Origin of the sequence: Aulosira sp. FACHB-615 (assembly GCF_014698045.1) — a bacterium.
Taxonomy (GTDB): domain Bacteria; phylum Cyanobacteriota; class Cyanobacteriia; order Cyanobacteriales; family Nostocaceae; genus Nostoc_B.
The window spans coordinates 65,240-80,951 of sequence record NZ_JACJSE010000028.1 but is presented as its reverse complement, the minus strand read 5'-3'; the positions used below and the strand labels follow the sequence as shown (position 1 = coordinate 80,951).

Genomic DNA, 15,712 nt, shown 5'->3' with positions numbered 1-15,712 from the left:
TGATAAGATATCGGGCATGGGCTTGTTGTGGCTTTTGAGTTGTCGTTTGGGAAGACAATAACTCTACTACATCAGCCCTCTCTCTTCATCCTCTTATTTTGGCGAAGGTATTGATATTTCTTTGATGTTTTAAATATGTCACATTTCTCAAAAATCGCTATCAAGTTTAAAGACCAATCCTGTTTGGTCGAAGCATTACAGCGTTTTGGTTTCTACCCACAAATCCATGATCAGCCAGTGAATTTATCTGGCTATAGAGGTGACAGGAGAGAGCAAACAGCCCACATAGTCGTACCCCGAAACCAAATCAGCAGTCTCAGCAACGATTTAGGCTTTTACTGGAAAGGGACTGAATACGAATGTCTGATTAGCGAGTATGACCAAGGCGCAGGACTCTCCAAAGCAGGTCAAGGGTTAGGTCAAAATTTCTTACCCAAGCTCCAACAAGAATACATCAACCTGTACCTACCTAAGATTGCTACGCAAATGGGTGGTGAAGTGGTAGAAACGAAAACTCATGATTCTATCACTACTGTTCGCGTCGTTTTACCAACTCAAACTATACGGAGATAACAGATGTCTCATTTCTCGACGGTCAAAACAAAGCTAATCAATCGTGAGTGTCTTGTGCAAGCCTTAGAGGACTTGAATCTCAAAGCGCAAGTCCACGAAATACCACAACCACTCAAAGGCTATTACGGTGATTCGCAAGGAAAACGTGCAGAAATCATCGTCCCTGGCTCAAGCTTCAATGCCCGTGCAGATATGGGGTTTAAGTTCAATGGCTCGGAGTACGAAATGATTCAGGACGAGTATGAAGTCATCAGACGACTCGGAGGCAAATTCTACGCTACTCAGTTGATGCCAGCTTACGGACGGCGGATGGTGATGGCGAAAGCTGAAGAATTGCGTGAAAGATTTGGCGAATGCACAATCACCGAAACCAGTAATGGGTCAGTGCAAACCCTGCGTTTAACCTTTGCTGGACACCAGGAAACCAAACAATACGCTAGGAGGTAATTCATGGAACGCTCAGTATTAATTCATTTTGACAGCAAAACCGGTGAAGTGCGAGTGGAAGCGGAAGGGTTTGAGGGGCTATCTTGCCTGGAAGCTACACAGCCGTTTGAAGAAGCTTTGGGTGTTGTGGGCGATCGCACCTTCAAAGAAGAAGCCGAAACCCAACAACTCAGAACTACCAGTAACCATCAAACCAGATTAAGACAGTAAAGCAAAAAGGAGGGATCAGCCAATCCCTCCGAAAAAAGCGCATTATGAACAACTTGCCTCAAGAATACCCTTTTATTCATATCTACTCCCAGCAAAAACCACGCCAGCCCGTAATCATCAAGGCTAATACTGAGGGCTTGAGTGTGTTGTTAAACGCAATAGTGGCGGCGATCTCTTACCGAGACAATAACGGCGTAGCAGAAGCATTCGACGGCGATGCCGAAGGTTATCAGGTGCTAATCCAACTGGTTAGTACTCACGAAGAACTATCACCAATACCGTATAAACATGAATCTGAACAATCTCTTCACCACCCTGGATTCACAAATCCCGATTGCAGCCCTTGAGGTACTCGCCCCAGAAGAAGCCACGATTATTCAGTGGCTTTCAACCCAAGCTGACGAGAAACTCAAATGCCCGACATTCTTCTGGAATTTGGGAGTTTCCAGCCTGGAACAATGTCAGATTGCTGCTGATGGTGGTTTGGTGTTTAAGTCTGTGCCAGAGTACAAAAGACCGCCGCAAGCAGATCCGCTTCTTTATATCTTCGAGTACATCAATAACTTTACAAGCAACGGCGTATTCATCCTGAGTGACGTTCACCCATTTATTGGAAAGAACTCGCCGCAGTTATCTTGGGAAATCCTGACACGGGTGAAAAACCTTTATCACAGGTTGAAACCCACCGAAAAACGCATCATCTTCTTGGGTCAAAACATCCAACTGCACGAGTCTTTGGTAAGGCTAATCCCGTTTGCAGAAGTGCCACTGCCCACCGTTGAGCAAATCCAAGAACATCTTGATGCGTATTTGCAGTATTTAGGTGAGTCGGCGCAAGAGCAACAAGTCAAGTTCACCGTTGCCTTAACAACATCCGAGAAAGAATCCTTAGCTCGTGCTGCACTAGGCTTGACTCTCGAAGAAATCAGCGATTTCTTGAGACTGACGGTAAAAGAGCGTTTGAATCGCAATGGTATTACTATTGATGCCACTGTGACACCATTAGCTGTGCAGTATAAGACTCGGCTGCTCTCACAAATGGGTATTGAGCTAGGAAAACCAGCGACAATTCCCTTTGGCGGTTTGGATTTATTGCGTGAGTGGTTGAATCGTCGGCGGCGGTTGTTTACACAAGAGGCAAGGCTGTTACATCTGCCTCAGCCTAAAGGTGTGTTGTTGGCTGGAGTTCCGGGTACAGGAAAAACATTACTTGCAAAGAACATCGCCAATATACTGAATTTACCACTACTCCAGCTTGATATTGCGTCCCTCCTGGGTTCTCTAGTTGGGGAATCTGAGGGCAACGTTAAACGAGCTTTGAAAACTGCCGAAGCTATTGCACCGTGTGTCTTGTGGGTTGACGAAATAGAAAAGGCTTTGTCTGGTAGTGGTGACACAAGTGGTGTTTCTCAAAGGATTCTTGGATCTATCCTCACCTTTATGTCTGAGTGTACTGCTGGGGTGTTTGTTGTCGCCACCTGCAACGACATTTCGGCATTACCGCCCGAACTCAAAAGGAAAGGACGTTTTGATGAAAATTTCTTTGTAGATTTGCCATCTGAACCAGAACGGGCGCAAATCCTCAGCATTCATCTGCATCGCTTTGGGATTGCGATTGAGGATGAGTATTTAGAGGCTGTAGCTGCTAACACCGCCCAATTCTCCGGTGCTGAATTGGAAACGCTGGCTGCTGAAGCTGCGCTGTTGGCGTTTGATGAAGGCAGACCGCAGCAGGTGACTTTGGGTGATCTGGAGGCTTGTCGGCAGACGATTACACCACTGGCTGTACAGGATGCGGCGGCGGTAGAGCGAATGAGAGACTGGGCGAAAACTGCAAGGGCGGCTTCTAGTGCGTTCGCTCAAGCACCAACCAAGTCATTGAAAACTGCGCGGTATCGAAACCTTAACTGATGAATGGGCGATCGCTCTTGTTAACAACACAAGAGCGATCGCTACGCTAACAATTTTTGAAATAATATTTATCAAGGAAAAAATCATGTCCAAAGATTTAGTAACTTATTATGGACAAACTGAACTTATCGACAAACTTGTTGATAAGTATGGCGCATATTTAGAACAGCTAACTAGAGAAACAAAGCTCTTGTTTCGTATCACTTTATCAACTTATGTGTTGATGCAACAAGAATACACTGCATCTGAATATTCAATATCAGCAGCATTGGAAGATGCGCTATGTGAACTAGTTATTCCCGACAGTATTCCTCAAGATTTGTACGATATTTGTTCGCAACTTGAGGGACTAACTGTGGATGAAGCCGAATCGATTTTAGACGCTCTACAACATCAAATACGCTGGGGCAATGCACGAGTACTAGTAAGCCAATAGGTTAATTATAGGTGAGCATTTGGTAAATAAGCTGCTCACCTATTTACTAAATACGTAATAAAAAGAATGGAAACATATTTAGTTTATGCTGATGCTGTAAACAACAGCAACAAATTCTGGTCAGCCAAAGTTGAGAGTAATCAATTGATTGTCCAATGGGGACGAGTCGGCTACAAATCCCAAACTAAAACTCACACTTTCACTAATCCCCAACAAGCCATCAGCAAGTACAATAATTTAGTTTTTGAGAAAAAGTCTAAGGGCTATCAAGAAAGCCAGCCGCAGATTGATTCTTGCAGCGTTGGGGATATCAGAAGGGCGTTGCAAATACTTACTACTCTGCGTCGTTATGTCGAAACTCGCAACTTTAACCCTGGTTACATTGAAGCATTAAATGATTATTTGAAAATCATTCCCACACCATTGGGAATGCAAATTGACCCCTGCCACATTTACAATTCTGTGGCAGATGTTGACCATCAGATTAGATTGCTCAACTCACTGCTGCCTATCGAAAAGCCGCAGCAATCAAAAGATGATTCTGGGGAGAAAGTTGTTAGTTTAAAGTCAATCAGCCAGCATTTCTGGCGGGTAGTTTAGCATAATTTGCAGTACAGAAGGATAAAACTATGGCAAAAATAATTGTTAGTTCTTGGGAATCAGAGGGGTATGGACACAATTCTCATCATGATAAACAAATACATCCTCAATACCTAAAAATTCGAGAAATATGTGAGCAATTAGGAATTGATATTCCAGAAATGGACACACAAGTTACATCTCTTAGCACAAGAACAGAGATTATTGCGGATGAAGTGGTATTAGATTATGTAGAGCCAATTTACCGTAGTGATGCAGATGGATTTTCCCCATATCAATTAGATCCAACTGACTACATTAATGCGGAATAAATAATTATATTTCCCAGTCATGTATTTGGCTGGGGAATCTTGTTAAAAGTTTTCAATACACAACTACGCTAAACCTCTATAAGTTTTAAAATAATAGTTTTATGGAAATTAAAACAATTTCTGTTAGTTACCAAAGAAAATTCAACTTAGGCGATTATGAATCAGTCGAAATTGGTTGTTCTTTATGGGGTCAGATTGACCCCGAAGAAGACGAAAACGGGTGCATACAGTACTTGTTTGAAAAAGCCAAAGAATCAGTTAAGCAAGCGGCAATTCCACTGATTTCAAAATCAGTTCATCAGATGAATAAAGCCAAGATTTACAAAAAAACTGATGCTCTGAATGAGGACGAACTGGATAGTTTTTGATTCCGATTTGCTCCGCTAATCCTCTTGAGAAATTCAATGAAAATTCGAGGACATAAACAATGGTTAATGAAATCAAACTAGGCTTAGGAAATCCCCCATACCCCATTTATCTATATGTAGACAAACTAGAAGTTGAAGGCAGGGTTTATGGTTGGTATAACTACGATTTTAATAAAGACAAACAAATTCCCGTCCCTTATAAGGCTTTAACAGGTTATATCTGCGAGCTTAAACTAACTGGTAAAGAATTTAAAGGCAAAGATAATCTGAAACTAGATGTTGTTGTCTGCGCCGATGAGCTTTATGTTATCAGAAGCGGAATTGAAACTAATTTTAGTAAATCTTTCTTGCTGGCAGCATCATTGGTAGAAGATTTTTCAAAACCTCTGCAAATTGTTGCTAATCCTGGGGATGAGAACGTCGTATTTTGTTCCTTGTATGATGCCACAACTAAGGCTAAAATTCGTTATCAATGGAATCCTGCTGCTGACTGGGGTAGCATCATTGAAAACATTCAATTAAAAATGGGTAGTGTGAAATACGATTTAGATTTTGATGAAGACGCTGTAGACCCCTCGTCAAAACCGGTCACAAAGCCCCAACCATCGACTCAACCTAAAGCTCCCGCGTCAGCAGCACATCCGCATGACGTGAGGGTTAAGCAAGTCCGTATTCTGACCGACTATCCTGTTGATTTAATCAAAAAGTGGTTGCAGTCTCAAGGCGTAAATTATCCCAGTCAACTTTCTGAGCAGAGAGTTGACCAGTTAATTAAAACCATCTGCCTTGGATGGGCGGCAAACCATCATTTCGATCTCGATCCGAATCACGCATCTCTTTCCTATGAAGAGCAGGTGATAGACACAATCACTTCCGGGGTTCCTGAGATACAAGCCATTCAGCAGTGGATGAGCTATGTTGCTGGACTAAGAACCCCAGTAGGTGTTCGGTAGAAATTCTTTAGCAGCCAATGTCGGCTGCTAAATTTTTCTTCCACTTCACCAGTATTTTACGAAAGAAGTTCTTACGGCTGCGCCAAAACTCCCTGAAGATTTCTGTGAAATTCAATGGACTTACTATTAGAAATATCCGAAACTCAACAAGATTCCGCTTGGCAACCAACCCAATGTCTACCCACACCAAGCACCTGCTTTCAAGCCTACATCAATCGCCTTTCTGTATTAGCTGTTCTGCCTTGGCTAGAAGAAGTCTGGAATACTGAAGCCACCACACAAAGCCACTGGGAATTAGTCAATGGTACAGCAATCACCATTGGGGAAATTCGCATAGTTTTGGTTCCCAGCGAAGCAATTGATAGTAGTGAAATTCGCGTACCGCAAGAGTGGGTGGATATTCCTAATTGGGTTGCTGATTACTATTTAGCTGTTCAGGTGAATCCTGATGATGGTTTAGTGAGAGTTTGGGGATACACAACTCACCTAGAACTCCAACAGCAAGGCAATTACGACGGACGCGATCGCACTTATTCCTTAGACGCAGAACAGCTAACACGGGATATTAATCTACTGCGATTAACACACGAATTCAGTCCTGGGGTGCGTTATTGGAGAATCAGGAGTGGCGCGATCGGTTAGTTCAATCGCGTAATCTTCAGGCTGTTGATTGAGGAATATGTCTATCTCAGATTTAGCTAACAAAATAGAACAGCGAGTTTATCAATTAGAAGAAAATCTAGCGTTAACATACTCGGAGATTTTCACTACTGTTTGTCAAGAAAATCATCTGAATTCTTCGACTCTTCAGGAGGCTTTGGGATGTGATTGTCCTCACGGATTGATAGGCTTTATCAAAGGGTTAAAAGAATCTGAAATTTCTGGTTATTTGAAAAAATAATTTGTCAAAGGCAGTACAAAACTGCCTTACTTTTTTATAGGAGCAAAAATGAAACTACTAATACTCGATACAGAAACTGCCGACGACGAAAACACCCCCTGCGAAATTGCAGCCACACTTTACGAAATCGGTGAGTATTCGGGTGCGATCGCCAGCATCTCAACCCTACTACCAATCACAACCAACCACGCCCAAGCCATCAACGGCATCTCCCCGAAGCTAACCCAAACCTCACATCCCATACACAAAACCGCACTGGCTTTCTTGCGAGAGATGGCCGCGATCGCTGATTATGCGGTGGCCTTCAATGCGGAGTTTGATTCGGAGGTGGTTAACAAGTTTTTCCCAGACTTGATTACAGTCCCCTGGCTGTGTGCTATGCGTGACTTCAATTGGGGCTATCACAGTATCAACGCGCACGGTGGGTACAAATTAACCGACCTCGCCTTGTGGATGGGCATCGGCATTAGCACCGTTCACCGCGCAGCAGATGATGTTCGGTTGTTGGTCGAGTGTCTCAATCGCCACAAGAACCCGACGAAACTAGTGGAGGATGCGATCGCTTTAGCTCAATCTCCAATGGTAGAAATCAAAGCCTTAGTTGGTTACGAAGACCGCCATTTGGCGAGTAGAGCAAAGTTTGCGTGGGATGGCGATCGCCGGATTTGGCATAAGTCAATTCGCCAGTGCTTGCTGGAGGATTTTGTCAAAACTCTTGATTTTGATGTGAGCATTATCTAACGCCTTCGCGTAACAAAGGGAAAGCTTTTAAAAATCAAATGAACATCCTCAAATATCGTGCTGGCTATGTGAGCAATTCTAGATTGATCTACTGTGGTAGACCAAAAAAGGACGAATATTTGTGCCAGCAATTACTAATCGGATTAGGTAATCCCTTTACTTGGAAAACCACCAAAAAAGCTAAATTCAAAGTTAAAAACTTAGCTGAATCTTTGTCAAAATATCGTCAGTGGGTTTGGAGGTTAATCTGTTGTTATCGAGACAGAAACTTAGACCAACTCCAGCCGTGGGAATTCCGTTATTGGCAATTTATGAAATGTTTAGCGATCGCAATCGCTGATCATCAGGTAGATGGACTAGTTTGCTGGTGCGTAGAAATTCAAGATTATGTTCCAGTCAAAGGGACAGAACAATGCCACACACAAATACTTTATTCTGCTTGTCTGCATTTGATTGAGTCGGGTTTAGTTGATGCTAATTGGGATGCAGACGTTAATTTGAGCGGACTTTGGCAATAATCATCAGTTTAGACAGCTTCGGCTGTCTTATTTTTTTCAGGAGCAAATATGAACCATCGCCAATACCAAGCTGAGTATTTCATTGATCACAAATACATCGTCATTCGCTGCTGCCGCATAAAACCACTCGCCAAGTTCTTACACCAAACTGTGATCGCCTCCCTCGTGAGTGCCTGTTTTTTGGGCGTTGGTGCGTTGGGCTGTTGGGGTGTGGAGATTATCGCTGCCAACTCCACAATTGCCAGTCCGTATTTCTGGCAGGCAGCTGATTGATTATTTTATTGGTATCAGTACATACCACATACATAAAGAAATTCTGAACAGAATTAGGTAAAGCTAAGGTTGCCAAGTAGGCATTTTAGTAGACATGATGCAGTAGGGTGATATTAACAACATATATCACTAGCAGTAAAGCAATCTACCCAAGCTCTTTTGAGCTTGTCTTTTTCGTGAGCTACATCCAATTTGGCAACCAAATAATTACTGCTGCCGAGGTTTTAACAATGCTGGCTAGTAGTCAAATGCTGCCACAGTTAGTCCGATGGTTGATTGTGGAAAAGGCAATTGCCCAGATCAACATTACAGCAGAAGAAAAGTCCTATGCTATAAAGCAATTTCACCAAGAAAATCACTTAACTACACCAGAAATAATTGCCTCAACTCTCAAAAATTACGGAATGAATGAAGTGCAATTAGAAGCTCTCGCTACAAGAGGATTGAGGATAGAAAAATTTAAAATAGCTACTTGGGGAGCAAAGCTAGAATCTTATTTTCTACAGCATAAATCACAACTAGATAAAGTTATCTATTCTTTAATCCGTACATCAGATCCAGAAGTAGCACAAGAACTTTACTTTCGGATTAAAGCAAGAGAAAAAACATTTGCAGAATGCGCCAAAGAATATTCCCAAGGACAAGAAGTCCAAACAGGGGGATTGATTGGCCCTGTGGCAATTGGTCAACCCCATAAAGAGATTGTTCAGAAACTACTGATATCTCAACCAGGACAGCTATGGCCACCAATGCGCCTAGAGAATTGGGTAGTGATCATTAAATTAGAAAAGCTCATTCCTGCACAACTAGATGATGGGATGCGTTCTGTTCTACTCAACCATTTTTTCGAGACGTGGCTAAACGAAGAAATAGAAAAAACACCTCTGAAAGTCCTAGAAGATGCACCTACCCCAACTTTACTAACAAAATGACCTCCAGTACAGCCACAATCGTTGAGTTCTTAACAAGCATCTCCCCATTTGACCAACTCGACATTCATACTATTGAGGGCATCGCCGCAAAACTAGAACCATTGCGCTACAGAATGGGACAGGCAATTCTTGTCAGAGAAAATCTGCCTGCAAGAGTAGCGATTATTTATCAAGGGCAAGCTCGTTTATTAGGATATGCACCTGGAGCTAATGTCCCAGATACCTTAGAATTACTAAAACCAGGATCAATCTTAGGTTGGACAAGTGTGCTGCGAGGTGTAGCTTGTGAAACAGCGATTGCATCATGTGAAACTTTGTGTTTGACAATCAAAGCATCAGAATTTTTAGGACTATTAGAGTCAACACCAGTAATAGCCAGATTCTTTCGGAATACTTGCAGTTTAATTGAAATTTTTGATTTGTTAGGGGCAGAATTAGAACGACGGGGCAAAGTTAGAGAAGATTTAAAAGAACTTGCCTTAGCAACAAAATACCAAGCAACCATTCTGAATTTACCTTCTGGTAAAACATCACTTCAGAAACTAGATCCAAATTTATTGTGGTTGGTCAGTTCTCAAGGTTCTAATTATGCTGTAGGAGAACAGCTCAACAAAAGTGAAATGTCAGCACAGATTAGTGGAGAAGTTCGCTTAGTTGGTTTTATTGACCCGACATTACCAATTAATTTCCCTTCCCCTGACTCGACGAGTTCATCTTTTGAGGCAGAAATTTGGGCGGAAGCTGCTTATGCTCCGTTAAATCCAGAACTGGAAGAAGATTTAGAAGATAGCCAAAAAGTCAAATATCCTTACATTCAAGGAAGAGGGCCAGTAGATAGCACCTTGGCTTGTTTTCAAATGCTGTCGCAACATTTAGGAATGCCGTGGAAACGAGATGTACTGCGTCGTGCTTTAGTCAATAACTACCAACGAACAGGTAAAATCCCCATCGAACTATGCGGTGGTGTAGCAGAACTACTGGGATTGAAATCCCAACTAGTCAATATTCCGGCTGTGACTATTTCTAAACTCCCTACACCCGTACTCCTACCTTGGCAAGACAGTTTTGCAATTCTCTACAAAGCATCAGAAAAAGAATTGGTTCTAGCAATTCCTGAGCAGGGAATAACTCGTAAAAAGCCAGTAGATTTTATTGAAACTTGGGGTGAATCAGGACAAGTTCTGCTGTTACAAGCCACATCAGAAACACCAAAAAAGCGATTTGGCTTATCCTGGTTTTTACCAGCTATCAAAAAACATAAAGTAGTATTAATTGAAGTATTCATCGCTTCATTGTTTGTACAATTATTGGGATTGGCTAATCCATTAATTACACAAGTTATTATTGATAAAGTTATTGTACAAAATGGTATTAACACCCTGCATGTATTAGGGTGTCTAATAGTAACAATGGCTGTAGTAGAAGGAGTAATTACATGGTTACGAACTAACTTATTCGTTGACACAACAAATCGGATAGATTTATCTTTAGGTGCAGAAGTCATTGATCACCTATTGAGATTACCTCTTCGTTATTTTGAAAAGCGTCCTGTTGGAGAAATAGCGAGTCGCATCAATGAATTAGAAAATATTCGCTCGTTCTTGACAGGAACGGCATTAACTGTCGTTCTAGATGCTATTTTTTCTGTTGTTTATATAGGAGTAATGGTTTGGTATAGTTGGCTATTAACTATTGTGGCATTAGCAACTGTGCCATTATTTGCGCTATTAACATTCATATTTGCACCTATTATCCGGCAACAAACTCGCACTAAAGCTGAAAAAAATTCTGATACACAATCATATTTAGTTGAGGTGGTATCTGGGATTCAAACTGTTAAAGCCCAAAACATTGAACTGAATTCTAGATGGCAATGGCAAACACGTTATGCACGTTATATCAGTGCCAGTTTTGAAAATGTACTCACATCTAATACAGCAGGTTCTCTAAGCAACTTCTTAAATAAGCTTTCTAGTTTACTATTACTGTGGGTAGGGGCATATTTAGTATTACAAAAGCAGTTAACTTTAGGAGAATTAATTGCTTTTCGCATCATTGCAGGTTATGTCACAAGTCCCTTGTTGAGATTAATTCAACTGTGGCAGAACTTCCAAGAAACAGCATTATCTTTAGAGCGGCTGGCGGATATTTTAGATCATCCTCAAGAAACAGAACTAGGAGGGGAGGAGTGGAGGAGTGGGGGAACGGGAGAAAGGAAGAAATTTCCCCCCTCCCCCACTCTCCCCCTCTCCCTCTCTTCTCAAATTCCTATGCCAGCAATTGTAGGCAATATTAAATATGACAGTGTAACTTTTAGTTTTGCAAAAAGTCCCACTCCTCAACTGAATCATGTTTGTTTAGAAGTCCCGGCTGGTTTCTTTGTTGGAGTAGTTGGACAAAGTGGGGCAGGTAAAAGTACACTGACTAAGTTGATTCCTCGACTTTATGAACTTGATGCTGGTCGTATCTTAATCGATGGCTACGATATTAACAAAGTAGAGCTTTATTCTTTACGCCGTCAAATCGGTATGGTACTGCAAGATACTTTACTGTTTGATACTACAATACAAGAGAATATTGCTTTGACAATGCCAGATGCAACTCCCGAAGAAATTGTGCAAGCCGCCAAGATTGCTTGCGCTCATGATTTTATTATGAATCTGCCCAATGGGTACGAAACTCGTGTTGGTGAAAGAGGTTCAGCTTTATCTGGGGGACAGAGGCAGAGAATAGCGATCGCTCGGACTGTACTACAAAATCCGCCGTTGCTGATCATGGATGAAGCTACCAGTGCTTTAGATTATGCTACTGAACGTCAAGTTTGTTTAAATCTGCAAGCTGCTCTAAGAAATAGAACTGTATTGTTTATCACGCATAGACTAGCAACTATTCGGAGCGCCGATATTATTTTGATGATGAGTCAAGGGCAGGTAGCAGAACAAGGAACGCATGATGAATTAATTACTATGAAAGGTTTGTATTACTGTCTTTATCAACAACAGGAATTAGCTGGAGGATGAAGAGGAGTGGGGGAGTGGGAGAGTGGGGGAGTGGGCTGGAGGAAGTTTATTTATTTTTTATCTTTAGGAATTATCCATTTATTTGAGTTATGAATCATAGTCACAAGCATTCCGAGAATCGAATTATAGGCTTTATAAAGGTTGCGTCCAGTTTCGATATCTACATAATGACATTGAACAGCAAATTCAATCCAAGTCTGCGGAAACGCAGCTTCTGCTTCTGCGTCACAAAGTTTAGCAATAAACGCTGCCTCATACCGACGTTTTCGCCATGCTTCTGCAAAATTGGCACAAACGGAACGTGAAGCACGACGAATTTGATCAGTCAATGAATATTTTTCTTCAATAGGAAACTTCTTCGATAACTCAAAAATCTGCATAGCAGTATCAAACGCCATCTTATAAACTTCTAAATCTCCATGATTTTTAAATGACTCTCTACTCATACACAACTACCACTTAATCACTATTAAGTACAAATATACTATTTTACTTTTCGCTATTTCCACCTTATATAAACTAACCGTCTATGAATAGTAACAATAACAATGGCAAATATTCAAATAATGACAATATTGAGAGCATTCCTGAAAAAATCTCGCCAATTTCTCCCACTCCCCCACTCCCTCACTCTTCCCCTCCCCCACTCCTCCCCTCTCCCACTCCTCCCAATCATTCACCCCGCTACGTACCAAAATTTGACCAGCCGGTAATATTGAAACAATCACGAAAATGGTCGAGAGCTATCCTGTGGGGATTAATGCTTTCTACGGCAGGGACAATCGTTTGGGCGAACATTGCTACAATTGAAGAAGCCGTATCAGCTACAGGTAAATTAGAAGCATCAGGGGCAACAAAAGAAATCCAAGCACCTGTAGGTGGAGTCGTAAAAGAAATATTTGTTGAGGATGGTCAAACAGTCAAAGCAGGGCAACAACTTTTGTCTCTTGATAATACAACTGCCAAAGCACAATTATATTCATTTTGGCAAATTCGTACTAGTTTAATTCAAGAAAATCAATTTTATAAGTCAAAACTATCAGGTAGTAACTTAGAAGATGCCTCGACATTAAAAATCTCCAGCCAAATGTTAGATTTAACCAAGAGTCGAGCCACTTTGATAGCAGATAATCAAGTATACCGCGCTCTATTGAATGGAAGGAAAAACAATATTTCCCTCACCTTAGAACAGCAAGAACGTTTACAGTCTAACATAGCAGAGTTAAATGCACGTATAGTAGCTGCCCAATCAGAAATTGAGCAATTTCAACGTCAATTACAACAAGCAGATATTAAGCTTGCTACTAATTTAGATAACCAGAAAATGAATCAAGGAATACTGAATGATGTAACTCCCTTGATGCAAAATGGTGCGATATCTAGGATTCAGTATCTTAAACAACAACAAGACGTTCGCAATATTCAAAGTGAAATTGACCAACTAACACAAGAAAAAGCTCGATTACAATCAGCTATTGCCCAAGCCAAAGCTAAATTAGTCAACACCATTGCTCTGTCTCGCAGAGATTGGCTCAATCAAATTGCGGAGAATAATAAGCGGATTGCTGAAATTGACTCACAATTAACAAAAGCGATTGTCGAAAATAATAAAAAAATTGCCGAGATTGATTCACAAATTAGTCAAACGCAAATGAATCTAAAGTATCAAGAAATAGTAGCACCTGTTGACGGAATTATTTTTGAGATGAAGGCACACACACCAGGATTTGTAGTCACGTCCAGCGAACCAATCTTGAAAGTTGTTCCAAACAATGCGCTTGTTGCCAAGGTTTATATTACTAATAAAGATATTGGGTTTGTTAAGACCGGAATGACGGTAGATGTCAGAATTGATTCATTTCCTTTTAGTGAGTTTGGTGATATCAAAGGTAAATTAGTTTGGATTGGTTCTGATGCTTTACCACCAGATCAAATTTATCCATTCTACAGATTTCCTGCAAAGATACAGCTTGATAGTCAGCAGTTAGCTGTTTCTGGACGTAATATTAGTTTGCAGTCTGGAATGGGTGTGAGTACCAATATTAAAGTTCGAGAGCGAAAGATAATTTCAATTTTTACTGATATGTTTAGTTCGTCTTTTGATAGTCTACAAAATGTGAGATAATCGACTAATCTTTGAATTCAAAATTCAAAATTAAGAAGAATTCAAAAGTCAGAGTGCAATCAGTGGTTGCTCTGAATCCCTCACTGATTGTAATTTTGACCATTTTTTGAATTCAAAATTCAAAATTCAAAATGAAGAATAAGAATAATTTTGAATTAATTAATTAATTCTAGGTACAAGCCCCCACTGATTCAAGGAATCAGTGGTCTACAATCAGTGGCGGGCTTCAAGCCCTCACTCCTAAGTCTTCAATTTTGAATTAATAATTTTGAATTTTGAATTCCCCGAAGGGGTTGACTCTTGAATTGTTTTGAATCCTGATTTCTGAATCCTTCTTCATAATAAGATTATCTTATTTAGATAAAGAATTTATATTTTTCTCAGAAAAATCAGCTATTTTACGTAAATATGATAATTACGGAAAAATCAGTAAATATTCGCATTTTTAAAATCGTTAAAGCGATTAAAAATATAAAAAGGGCTGAAAAACTATGACAGAAAGAGAGGGTCTAGTTTTTGTAGGCGATTTGCTCTAGCAAAAGAAATATCTTGATAATCCATAAGCTAAGACTAGATTTCAGGGAAAAATCTAGAAAAATTACTGTGGGTTGCGTAGCAAAATAAAAATTCTCAAAATAACCAATTTCAGGGGAGCCTCATGAGTCAAAAGTTAACTGTGCAGGAATTTGGGATTGTTATTGCTGTCAAAAATCATAAACCCACAATACTTAATCCCGACTTCTTAAAATACAGTGGCATTGTACCTTCTGAATGGGAACTGGCTCGTCAACCAGTATTGACAAATAATGTAGTTCAAATAGCTTACACATCAGGAGTCAACATTATTGCCGAACCAAGTCGCATTATGTTCCTTGAATCGATTGAGGGAAAAGAAATAACACAAGTAGAAATCCCCGAAATTGTTCGCAAATATGTGCAAGCACTACCAAACTTAGAATATGAAGGAGTAGGCTTAAATCCCAGAAGTCACATTACCTTTGAGCAACAGCAAGATGCTGGTAAATATTTGAGTGAAACATTATTAGCACCTGGGGAATGGCAAGAAATCGGAAAAGCCAAAGTGCGTGCATCATTAAACTTAGTATATAGCTTAGAACGTAGTCCTTTTTATCTCAGTATTAACGAAGCTGCAATTCGCCAGGAAGATGAAACCATGACTCCTATTGTCATGTTTAATGGTAGTTTTAGTTATGAGTTAACAGGAGACAATTCCTCAGAACGGTTGTTCAGCTTACAACAAGTAATTAATAACTGGCAAGCAGATATAGAAATATATCAAGAAATCATCAGTAAAAACTTTGTTGATAAAAAAGTGGAATCTTTCATACAAATACCTGTATTAGCTATGGATACAGTTTCATAAATAGATTAG

At 40.5% G+C, this 15,712-nt stretch carries 20 protein-coding genes; 19 read left to right on the top strand and 1 reads right to left on the bottom strand.

Annotated elements, in window-relative coordinates:
- Nucleotides 1–135: 135 nt before the first annotated feature.
- From H6G77_RS28365 to H6G77_RS28285, 17 genes are all read left to right on the top strand, one after another.
- Nucleotides 136–573 carry a DUF1257 domain-containing protein gene (locus H6G77_RS28365; RefSeq protein ID WP_190873340.1) on the top strand — a complete coding sequence of 146 codons (438 nt, stop codon included), beginning with the start codon at nt 136–138 and terminating at the stop codon, nt 571–573.
- A gap of 3 nt (nt 574–576) precedes the next feature.
- Nucleotides 577–1,020 (top strand): DUF1257 domain-containing protein, encoded by a 444-nt coding sequence (locus H6G77_RS28360; protein ID WP_190873339.1) that lies wholly within the window; start codon nt 577–579, stop codon nt 1,018–1,020.
- A 3-nt stretch (nt 1,021–1,023) separates the two neighbouring features.
- Nucleotides 1,024–1,230 (top strand): DUF2997 domain-containing protein, encoded by a 207-nt coding sequence (locus H6G77_RS28355; protein ID WP_190873338.1) that lies wholly within the window; start codon nt 1,024–1,026, stop codon nt 1,228–1,230.
- A 44-nt stretch (nt 1,231–1,274) separates the two neighbouring features.
- The gene (locus H6G77_RS28350; RefSeq protein WP_190873337.1) at nt 1,275–1,577 is read left to right on the top strand and encodes a hypothetical protein; all 303 of its coding nucleotides are present in this window, start codon (nt 1,275–1,277) and stop codon (nt 1,575–1,577) included.
- Nucleotides 1,519–3,141 (top strand): AAA family ATPase, encoded by a 1,623-nt coding sequence (locus H6G77_RS28345; protein ID WP_190873336.1) that lies wholly within the window; start codon nt 1,519–1,521, stop codon nt 3,139–3,141. The genes H6G77_RS28350 and H6G77_RS28345 overlap by 59 nt, the downstream gene beginning before the upstream one ends.
- A gap of 85 nt (nt 3,142–3,226) precedes the next feature.
- On the top strand, nt 3,227–3,577 hold the full coding sequence (locus tag H6G77_RS28340; RefSeq protein WP_190873335.1) for a hypothetical protein: 351 nt from the start codon (nt 3,227–3,229) through the stop codon (nt 3,575–3,577).
- Nucleotides 3,578–3,643: 66 nt separating this feature from the next.
- Nucleotides 3,644–4,177 carry a WGR domain-containing protein gene (locus tag H6G77_RS28335; RefSeq protein WP_190873334.1) on the top strand — a complete coding sequence of 178 codons (534 nt, stop codon included), beginning with the start codon at nt 3,644–3,646 and terminating at the stop codon, nt 4,175–4,177.
- 29 nt (nt 4,178–4,206) lie between these two features.
- The gene (locus tag H6G77_RS28330; protein WP_190873333.1) at nt 4,207–4,488 is read left to right on the top strand and encodes a hypothetical protein; all 282 of its coding nucleotides are present in this window, start codon (nt 4,207–4,209) and stop codon (nt 4,486–4,488) included.
- Between the two features lie 101 nt (nt 4,489–4,589).
- Nucleotides 4,590–4,856 carry a hypothetical protein gene (locus H6G77_RS28325; protein ID WP_190873332.1) on the top strand — a complete coding sequence of 89 codons (267 nt, stop codon included), beginning with the start codon at nt 4,590–4,592 and terminating at the stop codon, nt 4,854–4,856.
- A gap of 59 nt (nt 4,857–4,915) precedes the next feature.
- Complete coding sequence (locus H6G77_RS28320) at nt 4,916–5,809, top strand: hypothetical protein (protein ID WP_190873331.1); 894 nt, start codon at nt 4,916–4,918, stop codon at nt 5,807–5,809.
- A 114-nt stretch (nt 5,810–5,923) separates the two neighbouring features.
- The gene (locus H6G77_RS28315; RefSeq protein WP_190873330.1) at nt 5,924–6,451 is read left to right on the top strand and encodes a DUF1822 family protein; all 528 of its coding nucleotides are present in this window, start codon (nt 5,924–5,926) and stop codon (nt 6,449–6,451) included.
- Between the two features lie 37 nt (nt 6,452–6,488).
- The gene (locus tag H6G77_RS28310; RefSeq protein WP_190678025.1) at nt 6,489–6,710 is read left to right on the top strand and encodes a hypothetical protein; all 222 of its coding nucleotides are present in this window, start codon (nt 6,489–6,491) and stop codon (nt 6,708–6,710) included.
- A 48-nt stretch (nt 6,711–6,758) separates the two neighbouring features.
- A complete protein-coding gene (locus H6G77_RS28305; protein WP_190873329.1) occupies nt 6,759–7,451 on the top strand; it encodes a 3'-5' exonuclease in 693 nt (230 codons plus the stop codon).
- Between the two features lie 38 nt (nt 7,452–7,489).
- Complete coding sequence (locus H6G77_RS28300) at nt 7,490–7,969, top strand: DUF4326 domain-containing protein (RefSeq protein WP_190678027.1); 480 nt, start codon at nt 7,490–7,492, stop codon at nt 7,967–7,969.
- 48 nt (nt 7,970–8,017) lie between these two features.
- On the top strand, nt 8,018–8,242 hold the full coding sequence (locus tag H6G77_RS28295; RefSeq protein WP_190678030.1) for a hypothetical protein: 225 nt from the start codon (nt 8,018–8,020) through the stop codon (nt 8,240–8,242).
- 176 nt (nt 8,243–8,418) lie between these two features.
- Entirely contained in the window at nt 8,419–9,174 is a 756-nt protein-coding gene (locus tag H6G77_RS28290) for a peptidylprolyl isomerase (RefSeq protein ID WP_313954531.1), read from the top strand.
- On the top strand, nt 9,171–12,194 hold the full coding sequence (locus H6G77_RS28285; protein ID WP_190873328.1) for a peptidase domain-containing ABC transporter: 3,024 nt from the start codon (nt 9,171–9,173) through the stop codon (nt 12,192–12,194). The genes H6G77_RS28290 and H6G77_RS28285 overlap by 4 nt, the downstream gene beginning before the upstream one ends.
- Nucleotides 12,195–12,244: 50 nt before the next feature.
- Here H6G77_RS28285 and H6G77_RS28280 read toward each other — a convergent pair whose 3' ends face one another.
- On the bottom strand, nt 12,245–12,640 hold the full coding sequence (locus H6G77_RS28280; RefSeq protein WP_190873327.1) for a four helix bundle protein: 396 nt from the start codon (nt 12,638–12,640) through the stop codon (nt 12,245–12,247).
- A gap of 83 nt (nt 12,641–12,723) precedes the next feature.
- On the opposite strand from H6G77_RS28280, the gene H6G77_RS28275 reads away from it, so the two are divergent.
- Together H6G77_RS28275 and H6G77_RS28270 are read left to right on the top strand one after the other, a co-directional pair.
- The gene (locus H6G77_RS28275; RefSeq protein WP_190873326.1) at nt 12,724–14,319 is read left to right on the top strand and encodes an HlyD family efflux transporter periplasmic adaptor subunit; all 1,596 of its coding nucleotides are present in this window, start codon (nt 12,724–12,726) and stop codon (nt 14,317–14,319) included.
- A gap of 658 nt (nt 14,320–14,977) precedes the next feature.
- A complete protein-coding gene (locus tag H6G77_RS28270; RefSeq protein WP_190873325.1) occupies nt 14,978–15,703 on the top strand; it encodes a hypothetical protein in 726 nt (241 codons plus the stop codon).
- Nucleotides 15,704–15,712 lie beyond the last annotated feature (9 nt).

Coding starts and splice junctions, on each gene's coding strand:
- H6G77_RS28310 (WP_190678025.1), top strand. CDS start 6,489: ATGTCTATCTCAGATTTAGCTAACAAAATAGAACAGCGAGTTTATCAA.
- H6G77_RS28350 (WP_190873337.1), top strand. CDS start 1,275: ATGAACAACTTGCCTCAAGAATACCCTTTTATTCATATCTACTCCCAG.
- H6G77_RS28305 (WP_190873329.1), top strand. CDS start 6,759: ATGAAACTACTAATACTCGATACAGAAACTGCCGACGACGAAAACACC.
- H6G77_RS28300 (WP_190678027.1), top strand. CDS start 7,490: ATGAACATCCTCAAATATCGTGCTGGCTATGTGAGCAATTCTAGATTG.
- H6G77_RS28295 (WP_190678030.1), top strand. CDS start 8,018: ATGAACCATCGCCAATACCAAGCTGAGTATTTCATTGATCACAAATAC.
- H6G77_RS28320 (WP_190873331.1), top strand. CDS start 4,916: ATGGTTAATGAAATCAAACTAGGCTTAGGAAATCCCCCATACCCCATT.
- H6G77_RS28365 (WP_190873340.1), top strand. CDS start 136: ATGTCACATTTCTCAAAAATCGCTATCAAGTTTAAAGACCAATCCTGT.
- H6G77_RS28345 (WP_190873336.1), top strand. CDS start 1,519: ATGAATCTGAACAATCTCTTCACCACCCTGGATTCACAAATCCCGATT.
- H6G77_RS28340 (WP_190873335.1), top strand. CDS start 3,227: ATGTCCAAAGATTTAGTAACTTATTATGGACAAACTGAACTTATCGAC.
- H6G77_RS28275 (WP_190873326.1), top strand. CDS start 12,724: ATGAATAGTAACAATAACAATGGCAAATATTCAAATAATGACAATATT.
- H6G77_RS28325 (WP_190873332.1), top strand. CDS start 4,590: ATGGAAATTAAAACAATTTCTGTTAGTTACCAAAGAAAATTCAACTTA.
- H6G77_RS28330 (WP_190873333.1), top strand. CDS start 4,207: ATGGCAAAAATAATTGTTAGTTCTTGGGAATCAGAGGGGTATGGACAC.
- H6G77_RS28280 (WP_190873327.1), bottom strand. CDS start 12,640: ATGAGTAGAGAGTCATTTAAAAATCATGGAGATTTAGAAGTTTATAAG.
- H6G77_RS28355 (WP_190873338.1), top strand. CDS start 1,024: ATGGAACGCTCAGTATTAATTCATTTTGACAGCAAAACCGGTGAAGTG.
- H6G77_RS28270 (WP_190873325.1), top strand. CDS start 14,978: ATGAGTCAAAAGTTAACTGTGCAGGAATTTGGGATTGTTATTGCTGTC.
- H6G77_RS28285 (WP_190873328.1), top strand. CDS start 9,171: ATGACCTCCAGTACAGCCACAATCGTTGAGTTCTTAACAAGCATCTCC.
- H6G77_RS28335 (WP_190873334.1), top strand. CDS start 3,644: ATGGAAACATATTTAGTTTATGCTGATGCTGTAAACAACAGCAACAAA.
- H6G77_RS28360 (WP_190873339.1), top strand. CDS start 577: ATGTCTCATTTCTCGACGGTCAAAACAAAGCTAATCAATCGTGAGTGT.
- H6G77_RS28315 (WP_190873330.1), top strand. CDS start 5,924: ATGGACTTACTATTAGAAATATCCGAAACTCAACAAGATTCCGCTTGG.